Annotated in this window: 12 protein-coding genes and 1 pseudogene; 8 read left to right on the forward strand and 5 right to left on the reverse strand. The window is 67.3% G+C overall.

The window, feature by feature from the left end:
• Positions 1–3: 3 nt before the first annotated feature.
• A complete protein-coding gene (locus ACWPQI_RS19920; protein WP_010593391.1) occupies positions 4–951 on the forward strand; it encodes a helix-turn-helix transcriptional regulator in 948 nt (315 codons plus the stop codon).
• A 72-nt stretch (positions 952–1,023) separates the two neighbouring features.
• On the opposite strand, the gene ACWPQI_RS19925 is transcribed toward ACWPQI_RS19920, so the two are convergent.
• Complete coding sequence (locus tag ACWPQI_RS19925) at positions 1,024–1,344, reverse strand: 2Fe-2S iron-sulfur cluster-binding protein (RefSeq protein ID WP_010593392.1); 321 nt, start codon at positions 1,342–1,344, stop codon at positions 1,024–1,026.
• Between the two features lie 368 nt (positions 1,345–1,712).
• Between ACWPQI_RS19925 and ACWPQI_RS19930 the strand changes: the two genes are divergently transcribed.
• From ACWPQI_RS19930 to ACWPQI_RS19950, 5 genes are all read left to right on the forward strand, one after another.
• Entirely contained in the window at positions 1,713–3,035 is a 1,323-nt protein-coding gene (locus ACWPQI_RS19930; RefSeq protein ID WP_099528044.1) for a cytochrome P450, read from the forward strand.
• Positions 3,036–3,039: 4 nt separating this feature from the next.
• On the forward strand, positions 3,040–4,326 hold the full coding sequence (locus ACWPQI_RS19935; protein ID WP_099528045.1) for an NAD(P)/FAD-dependent oxidoreductase: 1,287 nt from the start codon (positions 3,040–3,042) through the stop codon (positions 4,324–4,326).
• 2 nt (positions 4,327–4,328) lie between these two features.
• On the forward strand, positions 4,329–5,435 hold the full coding sequence (locus ACWPQI_RS19940; RefSeq protein ID WP_029539947.1) for an NAD(P)-dependent alcohol dehydrogenase: 1,107 nt from the start codon (positions 4,329–4,331) through the stop codon (positions 5,433–5,435).
• Between the two features lie 39 nt (positions 5,436–5,474).
• Positions 5,475–6,920 carry an aldehyde dehydrogenase gene (locus tag ACWPQI_RS19945; RefSeq protein ID WP_010593397.1) on the forward strand — a complete coding sequence of 482 codons (1,446 nt, stop codon included), beginning with the start codon at positions 5,475–5,477 and terminating at the stop codon, positions 6,918–6,920.
• A gap of 75 nt (positions 6,921–6,995) precedes the next feature.
• Complete coding sequence (locus ACWPQI_RS19950) at positions 6,996–7,247, forward strand: DUF3263 domain-containing protein (protein WP_010593398.1); 252 nt, start codon at positions 6,996–6,998, stop codon at positions 7,245–7,247.
• A gap of 40 nt (positions 7,248–7,287) precedes the next feature.
• Here the strand turns inward: ACWPQI_RS19950 and ACWPQI_RS19955 are convergent, their stop codons facing one another.
• The 4 genes and pseudogenes from ACWPQI_RS19955 to ACWPQI_RS19970 form a co-directional block, all read right to left on the reverse strand.
• On the reverse strand, positions 7,288–9,696 hold the full coding sequence (locus ACWPQI_RS19955; RefSeq protein WP_474738462.1) for a winged helix-turn-helix domain-containing protein: 2,409 nt from the start codon (positions 9,694–9,696) through the stop codon (positions 7,288–7,290).
• A 280-nt stretch (positions 9,697–9,976) separates the two neighbouring features.
• A pseudogene (locus ACWPQI_RS19960) lies at positions 9,977–10,750 on the reverse strand (serine/threonine-protein kinase); the annotation flags it as partial.
• Positions 10,751–10,930: 180 nt separating this feature from the next.
• On the reverse strand, positions 10,931–11,155 hold the full coding sequence (locus tag ACWPQI_RS19965; protein ID WP_010593400.1) for a hypothetical protein: 225 nt from the start codon (positions 11,153–11,155) through the stop codon (positions 10,931–10,933).
• 117 nt (positions 11,156–11,272) lie between these two features.
• Positions 11,273–12,349, reverse strand: coding sequence for a LuxR C-terminal-related transcriptional regulator (locus tag ACWPQI_RS19970; RefSeq protein ID WP_010593401.1), 1,077 nt, complete (start codon positions 12,347–12,349; stop codon positions 11,273–11,275).
• Positions 12,350–12,912: 563 nt separating this feature from the next.
• Here ACWPQI_RS19970 and ACWPQI_RS19975 point away from each other — a divergent pair.
• Both ACWPQI_RS19975 and ACWPQI_RS19980 read left to right on the forward strand, forming a co-directional pair.
• Complete coding sequence (locus ACWPQI_RS19975) at positions 12,913–14,244, forward strand: cytochrome P450 (protein ID WP_064065721.1); 1,332 nt, start codon at positions 12,913–12,915, stop codon at positions 14,242–14,244.
• Positions 14,241–15,479, forward strand: coding sequence for an NAD(P)/FAD-dependent oxidoreductase (locus ACWPQI_RS19980; protein WP_010593403.1), 1,239 nt, complete (start codon positions 14,241–14,243; stop codon positions 15,477–15,479). The genes ACWPQI_RS19975 and ACWPQI_RS19980 overlap by 4 nt, the downstream gene beginning before the upstream one ends.
• Positions 15,480–15,516: the final 37 nt, after the last annotated feature.

Raw genomic sequence — 15,516 nt, forward strand, 5'->3', positions numbered from 1 at the left:
GACATGAACACCGGGGACGCCGAGCTCGATCGCGCCATCTCGGACATCCTCACCGACATGCGCACCGCGACCACCGAACGCGCCACCGAGCTCGGCCGGCGCCTCGTCGTTCTCCTCGATCACAGAAAGGCCTTCGCGGAGAAGCGGTCCGCCGAGATCGGTGCACTTGCGTCAGGCATCGATCGTGCCGTCCATGCCCTGGACGATGCCGCCTCGAGTGCGGAACTCCTGCGACGCGCGTGCGAGCGTGTCGCCGAACTCTGCTCTGCGCGGAAGGTCCTCCTGTCTCGGCTCGAGGGAGATCGAATCGTTCCCGTGATCTCCTTCAGCACCGACCCCGGCACGTCGCCGTCGCTGCCCCCCGGGTTCGACCTCGTGCCGGGTTCGCCCGAAGCGCACGCGCTCGCGACGAACACGGTCACGGTAGACGAAGTGGTTGCCGAGTCGTTCCGAGATGCCCTGGGCGACAATGGTTTCTCTACCGCTCCGGTCGTCGTCGACGGGAAGGCAACTGCGCTCGTGCACGTCGACACAGTGCTGGACGGTCCACGACGCCACGCCCTGAGCGTGTTCGCGGAAATGCTCGGCGGCTGCTTCGAGCGGGTCGGCCTCGAATCGCGACGCGAACGCCAGGACCTTCTCCTCCGCGAGAGCGCCCGGCGGTGGGGCAGCGACACCGACTTCGACGCGCTGCTCCCACGCGACACGCCCGACAGCGCGCCGTCCCACACAGAACACGACGACGTGGACCGGCGCCTGCTCGATCCGCTCACCGAGCGCGAAGCGGACGTCGTTCGGCTGATCCTCACCGGCGCTTCGAACGCCGCGATCGCCGCCGAGCTGGTCATCACCGTTGACACGGTCAAGTCGCATGTGAAACGCATCCTCCGAAAACTGGGCGCTACCAACCGCGCCGAACTGATCGCGAAGTATCAGTCCACCCCGCGGTGACTCGGCGTCTCCGACACCGTGACTCGTCCAGGCGTGGTGGGCCCGGCGATGCAGGCCCACTGCGCCGCGTCGTCAGGCGTCCGAAGGTGGCACGGTCACCGTGATGGTGTCCACCTCGGGGGTCAGCACGAGCTGGCAGGCGAGGCGAGAGCACGGCTGGACGCCGTCGAGAAACTCGAGAAGATCCTGCTCCTCTGCCGTCGGCTGCCCGAACACCGCGGCGGAGTCCTCGTCCACGTACACGTGGCAGGTGGCGCACGAGCAGCTGCCGCCGCATTCGGCGACGATGCCGGGAAGGTTGTTGCGTACCGATCCGTCCATAACGCTCTGGCCGGCCGGGACGTCGACGGACGACGTCGAGCCGTCCGGAAGCTGGTACACGACAGTGGGCATGGCGATCTCCTTCAGGTTCGACCGGTGAACATCTGCGCGGCCGCCTCGCGGGGCCGAGTGCCGTACCCGGAAGGTGCGGCGCGTTCTCCATGTCCACATTGTGTCGCCGGTCACTCGGCGTACGCATCACCACATCGACCGATTACCCCCCTCCCCGAGGGTGAAAGTTGCGGCCGGACCGGCACGGGGCAGCGGGGGTGACCGGGCACACATCCCCCGTTAGGTGGACAACTTTCGTTCGCTGGTGTGATGCCCCTCACCCTAACGGCTGACAGGCTGAACTCACTCCAGTCAGCGTGAGCGCCGCAACGTACGGCGCTACATCTCACCGCACCACGAAGATCTCACTGCACCACGAAGGGGAATCGATGAGCACTACAGAGCAGGTCACGGAGCTGATCCCGGACACCGTCGCCCGTCAGATCGTCCTTCCCGAAGGACACCGGGACAACGACGCGTTGTTCGACGCCTACCGTTGGCTGCGCGAGAACAACCCGCTCGGCCGCGCCGTGGTCGAGGGGTACGACCCGCTGTGGCTGGTGAGCAAGCACGCCGACATCATGGAAATCGAGCGCCAGCCCGACATCTTCACGAGCGCGGGCGGCGAGGACAAGGGGTCCGTCAACCCGATCCTGGCGAACCAGGCCGGCGACGAGTTCACCAAGAGCATCAACAACGGCAGTCTCCGCATCCTGGAGACCCTCACCTACCTCGATCCGCCGGAGCACACCGAGATCAAGGACATCGCGATCGACTGGTTCCGGCCGACCAACCTCGCAAAGTGGGAAGCCACCATCCGTGACCTCGCCAAGGCGTCCGTCGCCCGACTCCTCGATACGGACGGCCGGATCGACTTCGTCAAGGACTTCGCCCTGAACTACCCGCTGCACGTCATCATGAGCCTGTTCGGGGTGCCGGAAGAGGACGAGCCCCGCATGATGGCCCTGACACAGGAGTTCTTCGGGACGGCCGACCCCGACGCCGTCCGTGAGGATGTCGAACCGCTCACCCCGGACGCCGCCGCCAAGCAGTGGGTGGCCACGATCCAGGACTTCTACGCGTACTTCGAACGGCTGCTCCAGGATCGCCGCGCCAACCCTAAAGACGACCTCGCGACGATCATCTCCCTGGCCCGCGACAAGGACGGTGAGTACTACCCGAACGAGATGGCCTACGGCTGGTTCATCGCCATCGCGACCGCGGGCCACGACACCACCTCGAGCACCCTCGCAGGCGGCGTGCTCGAGCTCGGCCGCCACCCGGACCAGCTCGCCAAGGTGAAGGCCGATCTGGCGCTCGCTCCGCACCTCGTCAACGAGTCGCTGCGCTGGGCCTCGCCGGTGAAGCACTTCATGCGTCAGGCGACGCAGGACTACACGCTGCGCGGCCGCGACATCAAGAAGGGCGACCGCTTCATGCTGCTGTACCAGTCGGGCAACCGCGACGCGGAGGTCATCCCCGACCCCGATCGCTTCGACATCACCCGCCGGCCCAACAAGCACATCGCCTTCGGCTACGGCCCGCACATGTGCATCGGCCAGCATCTGGCGAAGCTGGAACTGCGCATCATGTTCGAGGAACTGCTCCCCCACATCGAGTCCCTCGAGCTGGTGGACGAGACCAAGATGATCCAGACCAACTTCGTCGGTGGACTCAAGAACATGCCCGTCAAGATCGAGTTCACCGGGTAACACGATGCTCACGCCACACCCGTCACCCACCGTGGTGATCGTCGGGGCCGGGCATGCCGGCGGCACACTCGCCGGCATGCTGCGGCAACAGAAGTTCGACGGCCGCATCGTCCTGTGCGGGGAGGAAGCACATCTGCCGTATCACCGGCCGCCGCTGTCGAAGAAGTACGCCGACGACGAGTTCGTGCAATGGCTCAAGCCGGATTCCTTCTACGCCGACAACGCCATCGAGACCCGGCTGGGCGATCCGGTCGTGCACATCGACCGGGACGCGCGAACCGCGACGACATCATCCGGCGAGATCCTCCAGTACACGACGCTCGTCCTCGCCACCGGCGCCACACCGCGGACACTGACACTCCCCGGAAGCGACCTCGACGGTGTCCTGAGCCTGCGCACCCTCGCCGACGCCACACAACTGCGCGCGGCGGTCCACACCGGCTCCTCCCTGGCCATCGTCGGCGGCGGGTACGTCGGACTCGAGGTCGCAGCCTCGGCCCGCGCCCGCGGCTGCGAAGTCACAGTCGTCGAGCGTGAGGATCGGGTGCTGGCGCGGGTCGCCAGCCCGGAGCTGTCGGCCGTCCTCACCCGGTTCCACCGCGACCGCGGCACACGCATCCTCACGGCAGCCGAGGTCCGGGAGATCACCGGGACAGCCGGTCGAGTCGATGGAGTCACCCTCGCCGACGGCACCCACCTCGACTGCGACCTGGTGCTGGTGGGCGTCGGAGCGATCCCCAACGACGCGCTGGCTCGGGACGCGGGCATCGACTGTCTCACCGGGATCGTGGTGGACGGTTCCGCGCGCACCAGCGATCCGCATGTCCTCGCCATCGGGGATGTGACCTACCGCCTGCACGACACACTGGGCAAGATGGTGCGACTGGAGAGCATTCCCAGCGCGGTAGAGCAGGCGAAGCAGGCGGCAGCCGTCATCACCGGTGCGCCACTGCCACCGCACGAGGTGCCGTGGTTCTGGTCGGACCAGTTCGACCTCAAGATGAAGATGGCGGGGATGGTCGATCCCGAGACCCGGGCAGTCCTGCGCGGGAATCCGTCCGAGTCCTCCTTCGCCCTGTTCCACCTCGACAGCGACGGCGTGCCTGTCGCCGTCGAGACCGTGAACGCCGCAGCCGAATTCATGGCCGGCAAACGCTTCATCGGTAACCGCACCAAGCTCGATCCCACTGCACTCGCCGATCCCGCGACCTCGATGCGGGACGCCGTTCTGCAGAGCATCACGATTTCCGCCGCCCCGACCGGGCCGGCCCACAAGACATGGAGTACGTGACGATGGAAGCACTCGCAGCAGTCGCAAGAGAGCCGCACGCCGAGTTCACCCTCGAGCCCATCATCATCGAGGGACCGAGGGCCGGCGAGGTCCTCGTCGAGATCGAGGCCGTCGGCATCTGCCACACCGACCTCGCCGCGCGCGACGGCGCCCTCCCGACCGCGCTGCCCGCCGTCCTCGGCCACGAAGGATGCGGCATCGTAAGAGAAGTCGGCTCCGGCGTCACCAAGGTGACACCCGGCGACCGCGTGGGCATCACCTTCCACAGCTGTGGGACCTGCCCGTCGTGCACCACGGGGGCACCCTCCTACTGCCACCAGTTCATGCACCTCGCCTACGACGGGGTGCGCGAGGACGGCACCGGCCCGCTGTCCACCACCGACGGCGAACGCCTCACCGGCCTGTTCTTCGGACAGTCCTCCTTCGCCACCCACAGCCTCGCCTTCGAACGCAATGTCGTGAAGGTTCCCCACGACCTCCCGGCCGAACTCCTCGCCCCCCTCGGCTGCGGCATCCAGACCGGTGCCGGCGCGGTGATGCGCTCCCTCGACTGCCGGCCCGGCTCCGCGGTCCTGGTCGCCGGCGCCGGCTCGGTCGGCCTGGCCGCCGTCATGGGCGCCGTCGTGCAGGGCTGCACCACCATCATCGCCGTCGAACCCCACCGGTCCCGGCGCGACCTCGCCCTCGAACTCGGCGCCACCCACGTCGTCGATCCGGCCGCGGGCCCCCTCGTCGAGCAGGTCCGTGCCATCGTCCCGGCCGGTGTCGACTACGCGATCGACACCTCCGGCGTCCCGGCCGTGATCGAGTCGCTCGTCGGCGCCATGACCTTCCACGGCAAGATCGGCCTCATCGGCGTGCCCGCCGACCCGGCGGCCTCCGTACCGCTGAACATCATCAACTCCCTCGCCATGGGACTGACGATCACCGGGATCATCGAAGGCGACAGTGTCCCCGACGAGTTCATCCCCGAACTGGTCGAGCTCTACAAGGCGGGCAGGTTCCCGCTCGACAAGCTCGTCACCACCTTCCCCTTCGCGAAAATCAACGACGCGATCGCGGCCCAGCACCGGGGCGAGGTGCTCAAACCCGTGCTCGTGCAGGACTGACCACCCCACCCCGACACACTTCCCGAGAAGGACACCCCGATGACGATCGACTACACCGAGCTCTACATCCGCGGCGGATGGGTACGACCGTCCGGCGATGCCACGATCCCGGTCATCTCCCCGAGCACCGAACAGCGGATCGGCTCGGTCCCGGACGGTACCGAGTCCGACCTCGACGATGCGATCGACGCCGCCCGCGCAGCATTCACCGGCCCGGACGGCTGGGCGTCCTGGAGCGCCGCCCGGCGCGCCGAAGTCCTGGGCCGGTTCGCCGACGAACTCGAAGCCCGCGCCGAGGACACCGCAACCCGGGTGAGCAGCCAGAACGGCATGCCCATCGGCCTGGCCCGGCAGTTCGAGGGCGGCTTCCCGCCCCTCCTGCTGCGCTACTACGCCGAGATGGCGGCCCAGCAGGAGGACGAGATCCGTCCCGGCATGCTGGGGGGAGCGACCCTCGTCACCCGCGCCCCCATCGGCGTGGTGGGCGCGATCGTGCCGTGGAACGTCCCCCAGGCCATCACGTTCCTCAAACTCGCTCCGGCACTCGCCGCCGGCTGCACCGTGGTCCTCAAGCCGTCTCCGGAGACGGTGCTCGACGCCTTCCTGATGGCCGAAGCAGCGATCGCGGCGGGACTGCCCGCCGGTGTGCTCAACATCGTCCCGGGCGGCCGCGAACTCGGCGCCTACCTGGTGGCGCACCCGGGCATCGACAAGGTCTCGTTCACCGGCTCCACCGCCGCCGGCCGGGCCATCGGCCGCACCTGCGGTGAACTGCTGCGCCCGGTCACCCTCGAACTCGGCGGCAAGTCCGCCGCCGTGATCCTCGACGACGCCGACCTCGCCGCGAACGTCGAATCCTTCTACGCGGCGACTCTGCTCAACAACGGGCAGATCTGCTGGCTCGGCACCCGCGTCCTGGCGCCGCGCTCACGCTACGACGAGATCGTCGACACCATCACCGATCTCGCGAAGGGCATCGCGGTCGGCGACCCGCTCTCCGACACGACCCAGATGGGACCGCTGGTCTCGGCCCGCCAACGCGACCGCGTCGAAGGCTACATCGAGAAGGGCAAGTCGGACGGCGGACGCATCACCACCGGCGGCAAGCGTCCCGCCGGCGCGGAGCACGGCTGGTTCGTCGAGCCCACCATCTTCGCCGACGTCCAGACCGGGCACACCATCGCCCAAGAGGAGATCTTCGGCCCGGTGCTGTCGGTCATCCCCTACACCGACGAGGCCGAGGCCGTGGCCATCGCCAACCACTCGGACTACGGCCTCGGCGGTTCGGTCTGGACCGCAGACCCCGACCGCGGTACCCGGTTCGCCCGCAACATCGCCAGCGGCACCGTCGGCATCAACGGCTACGCCAACGATCCCACCGCCCCCTTCGGCGGCATCAAGAACAGCGGACTCGGACGGGAACTCGGACCCGAAGGACTGGCAAGCTACCAACAACTCAAGAGCATCTACCTCGACATGCGATGACCCCGGCGTGGGCGCGGTCGCATGCACGTGCATGCGACCGCGCCCGCGGCGGTAGGTGTCAGGAAAGGAGACACAATGACGAAAGATGAAGTCGCGCTGCTCGACTTCGCGGTGCAGTGGGCACCTTACGGCGGCGGCGACGAGCATATCCTTCCCGAGTTCGGACTCGTCCCCACCGACTTCTACCACCGATTGCGATGTCTCCTCGACGCGCAACCGAAGATCGACGCCGGGACCCGCCGCCGTCTGAAGAACCTCTGCACACGCAAACTCGGCTATCCACCAGTCGTCCAGCAGAAGCCGATGTCGCGCAGCCGACGACGGTGACATGCACGGCGGATCCGATACGCGACCCGGGACAGCCACATCAGCCCGGTGGGTGGTACGGGCTCTCCAGCAATCGGTCCAGGTAGAGAGCCGTGGCGGGACTGAGAGCGTGGGCGCTTCCCTCCTGCGCGAGGCGGTGTAGAAGGGCGCGGAGGGCCGATCCTGCATCCAGCAACGGCTGGACGATCCTCACCCCGGCGCATTGCTCGAGCAACGGAAGAACCACGCGCTCCGCCTCACGGCTCGACCCGGCAGTGGCGAGGCACTCGGTCAGCAAGACGCCCGCATAGAGGGATGCTCTCGGCCGCTGGGTGGCGTCGATCGACTCTGCAAGCACGCGAGCCCTGTCACAGGCTTGTGTCCGGGCGCCGGGCGAGCCGGCAACAAGGAGCCGGATGACCGATTCTTCTGCGATCTCGGTGGTGACCCGACTGATACCGTCCTGCGGTTCCTGCGAGAGCTGCCGAGGAAAGCTGTCCGGGCTGAAATACCCGGATCCGATTCCCAGGCGAATGCGCTCGTTCACCAGGTGCGCCGACAGGCGCGGAAGGTGCAGGGTGCGTGCCAGCTGTTCGCCTTCGTTCAATCGCTCGGCAGCGGCGTCGTACCTGCCGAGCCGGTGCTTCAGGCGCGCACCGACGACGTAGGTGGACAGCATGAAATCGACCGTGCCGCCTTCTGCCCCGAGACTGTAGCTCTGGTCGAGGAATCGCTCGGCCTCGGCCAGGTTCCCCTGTTCGTACAGCAGGTCTCCGAGAAGGGCCCCGGTGAGCCGGGAGCCGTAGGACAGTTCCTCTCCTCGCTCGGTTGCCAGCTGCATGGCGTGGCGGAAACTGGCCTCGGCACCGTCGAGGTCGAGTTGTTCTCTTGCGGCCAGCCCGTCGAGGCAGTACCCGTAGATGACGCTGAAGGGCCCGGAAGACCGCCGATGGTATGGACGTACCCATTGCTGCCAACGCCGGGCGTCGGCAAAGTCGAACCGATGGATCGAGCGAAACGACGCGACGTCAGCGGTGCCGCACACGACCCAGGGGCGTAGCCGGTCGGAACGGGCACTGCAGGCCTCGACCGCCGCATCCATACCGTCGAGCCGGTCGTCGAAGGCGTTGACCGTGGCCTGGATGAGCGCTGCTTCGGCTCGGATGTCAGCTTCGTCGGCACTTGCCGACGGCAGAGTTGCCGCGATGTTGCCGAGCGCCTCGGCAGCGGCAGCGCGATGATGCAGGACGGCGTGCGCCCAGGCCAGCGCGGTCTGCAGGCGCAGCCGACGCGCGCTGGATGTGCCGGGGAGCTTTGCGGCCAGCCCGAGCAGGGTACTCATCTGGGAGCGCTCGAGCAGCGGTATCGCCTCGTGTTCGACGGCATCGATCGCGTCGTCGTCGCTGCCGGCGGCGAGGAAGTGATCCACAGCCGGGCTGAGTAGATGCTGTCCGAGAAACCACCGGGCGGCAGTGAGATGCAAACCGATCAGGCGTTCCGGATCGTCACGCTCGAGTCGGCGGCGTAGGAATTCGGCGAACAGGTGGTGGTAGCGGAACCACTGCCCGTCCTCGTCGAGACGCGTCAGGAACAGGTTCCGCGCCTCGATGTCTTCGAGCACCGTCTGGGTATGCCCCCGACCGGTCAAGGCGGTGGCCAGGGCAGCGCACGTGCGCTCGGTGATCGACGTGGCAAGCAGGAAGTCGAGCAGATCCGGCTCGAGGGTGTCGAGGACGTTCTCGGCGAGGTATTCGCCGATAGCCCGGTGCCGGCCGGACAGGTGCCGGATCGCCGCACGCGGATCGCGGTGTTCGCGCAGGGCCAACGAGGCCAATTGCAGCGCCGCCACCCACCCGTCGGTCGATTCCTCCAGATCGACGACCTCCTCGTCCTCGAGTTGCAGATCCGTGGCGCCGGTGAGTAGTTCCCGGGACTCGTCGAGGTCGAATCGCAATGCGGCCGAGTCGATTTCGATCAACTCGTTGCGCACCCGCAGGCCGCTCAGCGGCAGACCCTGCCGGGTCCGGCTGGTGACGACCAGCTGCAGGTGGTGGCAGCCGTGTTCGAGCAGGAACCGGGCGATGGCTCGGCTCGCAGGGTTGGTCACCCGGTGCCAGTCGTCCAGGACCACCGCGATGTGCTGTCCACCCGTGTGCGCCCGGTTGATCAGCGTCGTCAGCACGAACCGCTCGGCACCCTCCCCGTGTCCCTCCAGCGCCCGGGTCAGCTCTCTGCCCAACCCGGGCAGGGTCACCGTGACCGCATCGACGAGATGCGCGAGAAACCACGCCGGGGTGTTGTCGTCCTCGTCGATCGACAACCAGGCGGTCGTCCCCCCGGTGCGCTCGAGCATCTGCACGTACTGGGCGGCCACGGTGGTCTTGCCGTATCCGGCCGGACCATGAATCAAGATCAACCGGGGTCGGGTTCCGGTCCCGAGCCTGCCGAGCAGCCGGGCGCGCGGCACCATCGCGTGCGCCGTGACCGGGGGGGCGGTACTTGGTGGTCACGGCGGGCGGAGGGACGGGCCCGGACGCCCCGGCCGACGGATCGAGGCGCAGGTACGCCGCGGTGCCCGCAGGTTCACGCTTTTCCCGCTGCGGTGAGCTTTCCTCGTCCCACGCCAGCGGCAGCGGCAGGTCGGCAATGAGGTATCCCAGATCCGTCCCGGCCCGGCGCAACGCCTCCCCCAGCGCCGCCGCCGTCCCGAAGCGGTGGGCAGGGGCGCGGGCCATCGCCTGCTCGATCACCACCCGGACGCCCTCCGGGACATCGTTCTCGCGCAGGTCGGGGATCGGTTCGGTGCTGATCCGCAGCAGCTGCGCCACCAGTTCCTCACCCCGGTGGCGCGCGAAGGCCGGTCGACCGGCCAGGGCGGTGAACAAGGTCGCGCCGAGCCCGTAGACGTCCGAGGCAACCGATGGAGGATGTCCGTGCAACACCTCCGGCGCGGTGTAGGCGGGAGAACCCACTATGAGCCCCCGGGTGGTGTCCTGCCGGTCCGACAGTCGGGCGATCCCGAAATCGGCGAGTTGCGGTTCGCCGTACTCGGAAATCAGGATGTTCGCCGGTTTGACGTCCCGGTGCAGCACTCCGGCCCGATGCGCCGTCTCGAGGGCTCCGGCCAGCTTGATGCCTATGTCGACAACTTCGGCGGTCGTGCGGGGCCCGCGTCGGGTGATCCACGCTTCGAGCGAGTCGCGGCGGTGGAACGGCATCACGATGTAGGGACGCCCGGTATGGGTGACGCCGGCCTCGAGCACGTGCACGATGTTCGGATGCCCCGACAGCCGGCCCATCGCCTGCTGCTCACGCAGGAAGCGGGTGCGGTCGGACTCACCGGGGCTCGAGCTCAAGACCTTGATCGCCACTACCCGGTCCAGGGCAGGTTGACGGCAACGGTAGATGATGCCGAACCCGCCGCGGCCCAGCACCCGAGGCTCGTCGAATCCGACAGCAGCCAGCTCGTTCGCTATCTCTGCCTCGAACTGATTCGAGGGATGCTCGACGGCTTCGTCGGACACGGTTCGTCCTCACCGACTGTTACGCCACTGACTGTCTCCGGTCGGATCATGGTTACTCATGGCTCTACCTGGGGTTGGTTCCTCATTCTAGCCTTACCGGCACAGACTGAGGCGGGAGTCGAGGCCGGCGAGAGTAACGGAAGTCGGAGCAGACCCGTCCCGCACTCATGGCGCCACATCTCACGTGTCTTCCGGCATGTGCGCCCGATTCGCGATGGTGGCGGCCGCCCCGGTTGCCCCCGCCCGGACCGAGGAGGCGTGGAGCTCGGGCCCGAATCGGTCGACGGCACCTGCGATGCTGAGCGCGGCGATCGCGCGGTTGTCTAATTCCAGCACGGGAGAAGCGATTTCGGCGTGCCACAGAACCATCGGTGAAAACATGCCGCCCGGCTCGAGTCCGGTCACAGCGGGCCCCGGAGCATCGGAAGACCGGACTCGGCGATCCCCGATTCCTGGAGCCGGAGCCGGGACCGCAGGGCACCCCGCCCCCGCTCGCGTCGGATTCCTCGACGCCGGAGGGAGTTACCCCGCCCGAAGGTAGCGGGAGACCGCCTCGGCTCGGTTGGCGGCACCGAGTTTGCGCAGAATGTGCCTCACGTGGGCCTTGACGGTGGCCTCCGAGATGAACAGCCGGTTCGCGATGCGGGCATTCGAGTCGCCCTCGGCCATGTGCGCAAGGACCTCGAGCTCCCGCCGGGTCAGCAGGTCCACATTCCCCGCAGGGTGGCCAGACTGCATCGGGTGGCGATATCCCGGAAGCGCAACGACCGAATCGTTCGCCGGCTCTTCGTTGGAACCGATCATTTCGTCCAGCATGTCCGGCGAGGCATCCATGACGGCGGTGACCTGCCGCCGGATCGTCCGGAGGCGTTCCTGGTAGTAGAGACGTTCCAGGGCATAGCCGAGACATTCCGAGAACGTGCGGACAAGCGTCCGATCGAACTCGCCGACCTCCCGCCCGTCGCTCGGGCTGTCGGCGTGGACGAAGCCGAACACTCCGGAGCCGACCATGATGGGAGCGGCGACGTAGGAGGATGTGCTTGTGACCTGCTTGAAGCCCGGATCCACGCGGTCGTCGGCCTGCGCCCGGGGGACCAGCACCGGAGAACGGCGCCGCACGATCTCGCTTTCGATGAGCCGGTGGCCCAGGGTTCTGCTGCGACTGCCGACCTCAAGGATCTCGGCAGCGAGCGCCGAATCGTTCCGCACGTAGCACGACTTCGCCACCCAGCGGTTGCCCTCGACGCGGGACAGCATGCACCGCTGATACCCCAGCTCGCCGACATGGGTCGGGGCGAACCGGACGAGGTCGGCTACCGACCCGACGGTCCGCAGCGCATCGAGCGCCCGCCCGACTCCGGCGATCGCCTCCGATCGCTGCGCCAACTCGGCTTGGCGCAACATCACCCGCGCGTGACCGACCTGCTGAGACAATCCGAGCAGACGTGCGATCTCCGCGCCTGGCGCTGTTTCACCGAGCCTGCGCGTGAGGGCCTCCTCGACGACCTCGAGGGCGATATCGGCCTCGTCGAGGTCGGCCGCAGTGCGCGGATCCGCCGGGGCGCCCCGTCCCAGGAGCTCGTGGGCAAGTGCCAGCACGCCCCGGGCCCGCTCCAACTCCTCGCCGACACTCCCGACAGGGCGTAGCGCAGGCGAAGAAGCGCGGCCGGCCGCGGTCGACCCGAAAGGCATCGTCGGTACCACGTATTCGGTGCTCCTTCCCGGCCATATTGCCAGAGCAGATAAGAGAAACGTTAGCAAATCATGCATGCATGTCTCAATACTCCGGGTTTTCTGAAGGAATCCGATCGGCGTAGTTCGTTCGAGCCCGGACTGGTGGCGTTTCTCGCTCGCCCGCGCCGACCGCGCCCAGGAGCCCGTCCGCCGAGCCACTCGACCGCGGGGTGAGACATGGATGCATGTTTTCGAATCTTCCTCCTGTCCGTCGAACGATAGGCGTGGCGACGCGCTCGTCCCCCTTGGGCGCAGGTGGTCGTCGAGGCCGAGTCAGCCGTTGGGATGAGAAACGTGCGCCCAGGGAGTGATGCGCATCACCCCGCCCGGGATCGAAGATTATCGGGACTCGAGTGATCGGCGTCACGCAACGGACGGCCGGACCGCGACGTCTCCGCGACATTGCTGCCACCCATCGGAGGAAAACTGTGACCACCATCGAGGCCATCACGGGTCCCACCCGACCCGTACCGGACGAAATTGCCCGCCAGATCGTTCTTCCCGAGGGTCACCGAGACGAAACCACTCTGTTCGCAGCCTACAAATGGCTCCGGGAAAACAATCCGCTCGCCAAGGTGCACGTGGAAGGCTACGACCCGCTGTGGCTGGTAAGCAAGCACGCCGACATCATGGAGATCGAACGCCAACCGCAACTCTTCTCCAACGGGGGCGGGTCCGAACCCGGCTCGCACAATCCGATCCTGACCAACCAGGCCGGCGATGCCTTCACCAAAAGCCTCACCGGTGGGAGCCTCCGCATCTTCGATGCCCTGCCCTACCTGGATCCGCCCGAGCACACCGCGGTCAAGGATGTCGCGGCGGACTGGTTCCGTCCGGCCAACCTCAAGCGTTGGGAGGACCGGATCCGAACGCTGGCCGTGGATGAGATTGCGCGGCGGCTGCGACCGGGAGTGAACGAGATCGATCTCGTCAAGGATTTCGCCATGTTCTACCCGTTACACGTCATCATGACCCTCTTCGGAGTTCCGGAGGAAGACGAGCCACGGATGCTGGCGTTGACGCAGGAGTTCTTCGGAACAGCCGACCCGGACGAAGCCAGAGACGACGTCGAACCGCTCAGCCCGGAAGCTGCGGCCAAGCAGTGGGCCAACGCCCTTTCGGACTTCTTCGCCTATTTCGATGTACTGGTAGAAGATTGCCGCGCCAATCCCCGAAATGATCTCGCCTCCCTCATCGCCAACGCACGGCAGGCCGATGGGGAGTACTGGCCCAAGAAGTTTGCCTACAGCTGGTTCGTGACGATCTCCACCGCCGGGCACGACACCACCGCTTCCACCCTGGCCGGCACCCTCGAAGCACTTGCTCATCATCCCGAGCAACTCGCCGCGTTGCAGCGAGACCCGTCGCTGATCGGTGACCTGGTCAACGAGGGTCTGCGCTGGATTTCACCGGCGAAGCACTTCATGCGCCAGGCCACCGAGGATTACGAACTTCGGGGTCGGCACATCAAAGCCGGTGACAGGCTGATGATGCTGTACCAGTCCGGCAACCGTGACGCCGAGGTCTTCGACGCGCCTGACGAGTTTCGATTCGACCGGAAGCCCAATCGACACATAGCCTTTGGATACGGACCGCACATGTGCACCGGGCAGCATCTGGCCAAGCAGGAATTGCGGATCATGTTCGAGGAGTTGCTCCCGCGCATCCACACGATCGAGGTCACCGGTGAGCGAAAAGTCGTGCAGACCAACTTTGTCGGTGGATTGAAGAACCTTCCCGTCCGATTGGAACTCACATGACCACCACGCTGTCGGCGGCCGACCGGAATGTGGTGGTCGTGGGCGCAGGGCATGCCGCGGCCTCACTCGTGGGCCTGCTCCGACAGGAGGGACACACCGGCAGGATCACGATGCTCGGTGAGGAACTCGACTACCCGTACCACAGGCCGCCGTTGTCGAAGAAGTTCGCCGAGGGAGAGCTCGAGCAGTGGCTGCGACCCCCGGAGTTCTACCGGGAGCAGGACGTCGAGGTGCGCCTCGGCGAACAGGTCACCGAGATCGACCGTAAAGCCGGCAGGATTGTCACGGCCTCTGGCGAGCGGATCGGTTACGACGTGCTGGTCCTGGCCACCGGGTCCCGTCCCCGTCCCTTGCCGGTGGCGGGCGCCGGCCTGGCCGGCGTCGGTGCGCTACGCAATCTCGGCGACGCCCGCGCCCTGCGCAAGTGGGTCGGGGAAGGGCGCAAGCTGGCCATCATCGGTGGCGGCTACATCGGACTGGAGGTCGCTGCGGTGGCCCGCGCCGCGGGCGCGGAGGCCGTGGTTCTCGAACGCGAGGACCGAGTGCTGGCCCGCGTCGCGAGCCCCCAGCTGTCGGCGATTCTCACCGCGCGACATACCGAGCAGGGCACGGTAGTGCGGACCCGTGTCGGAGTCACCGGACTGGAGGGCGCCGCCGGGCAGGTGCAGAGCGTTGTGCTCGAAGGCGGCGAGACAATCGACTGCACCGCGGCGCTGGTCGGAATCGGTGCCCTGCCGTGCGACGAGTTGGCCGCAGCCTGCGACCTCGAGCGCGGCCCGGCCGGCGGCATCGTCGTCGACGAGTTCGCTCGCACAAGCGATCCCGCGATACTCGCCATCGGAGACGTGACCTGCCGGCGTGTGCCCGGACTCGACGGCATCGGGCGACTCGAGAGCATCCCGAGCGCGACGGAGCAGGCCCGGCAGGCGGTAGCCGCGATCCTGGGCACACCGTCGCCGCAGCCCGAGACGCCATGGTTCTGGTCCGACCAGTTCGATCTGAAGCTGAAGATCGCCGGCGTCGTGCGGCCGGGAGCGGACGTCGTCCGCCGCGGTGACCCGGAGACGGGCCGATTCGCACTGTTTCACCTACGCGACGGCGTGCCGGTGGCGGTGGAGTCTGCCAACGCTTCACCGGATTTCATGGCAGGCAAGAAGTGGATCGGCGCCGGCACCAGCGTCGATCCGGTTCGGCTGGCCGACCCCGGTATCGCCCTGCGCGACGCCGTCCGCTGAAACGACACCCGCCAACCCCACGTACGACCCGAGGAAT

The sequence above is a fragment of the Rhodococcus sp. LMD genome (assembly GCF_056108245.1).

Excerpts from the sequence above, each read along its gene's own strand:
- ACWPQI_RS19945 (WP_010593397.1), top strand. The coding sequence starts at position 5,475 with ATGACGATCGACTACACCGAGCTCTACATCCGCGGCGGATGGGTACGA.
- ACWPQI_RS19930 (WP_099528044.1), top strand. The coding sequence starts at position 1,713 with ATGAGCACTACAGAGCAGGTCACGGAGCTGATCCCGGACACCGTCGCC.
- ACWPQI_RS19980 (WP_010593403.1), top strand. The coding sequence starts at position 14,241 with ATGACCACCACGCTGTCGGCGGCCGACCGGAATGTGGTGGTCGTGGGC.
- ACWPQI_RS19920 (WP_010593391.1), top strand. The coding sequence starts at position 4 with ATGAACACCGGGGACGCCGAGCTCGATCGCGCCATCTCGGACATCCTC.
- ACWPQI_RS19955 (WP_474738462.1), bottom strand. The coding sequence starts at position 9,696 with ATGGTGCCGCGCGCCCGGCTGCTCGGCAGGCTCGGGACCGGAACCCGA.
- ACWPQI_RS19925 (WP_010593392.1), bottom strand. The coding sequence starts at position 1,344 with ATGCCCACTGTCGTGTACCAGCTTCCGGACGGCTCGACGTCGTCCGTC.
- ACWPQI_RS19950 (WP_010593398.1), top strand. The coding sequence starts at position 6,996 with ATGACGAAAGATGAAGTCGCGCTGCTCGACTTCGCGGTGCAGTGGGCA.
- ACWPQI_RS19935 (WP_099528045.1), top strand. The coding sequence starts at position 3,040 with ATGCTCACGCCACACCCGTCACCCACCGTGGTGATCGTCGGGGCCGGG.
- ACWPQI_RS19940 (WP_029539947.1), top strand. The coding sequence starts at position 4,329 with ATGGAAGCACTCGCAGCAGTCGCAAGAGAGCCGCACGCCGAGTTCACC.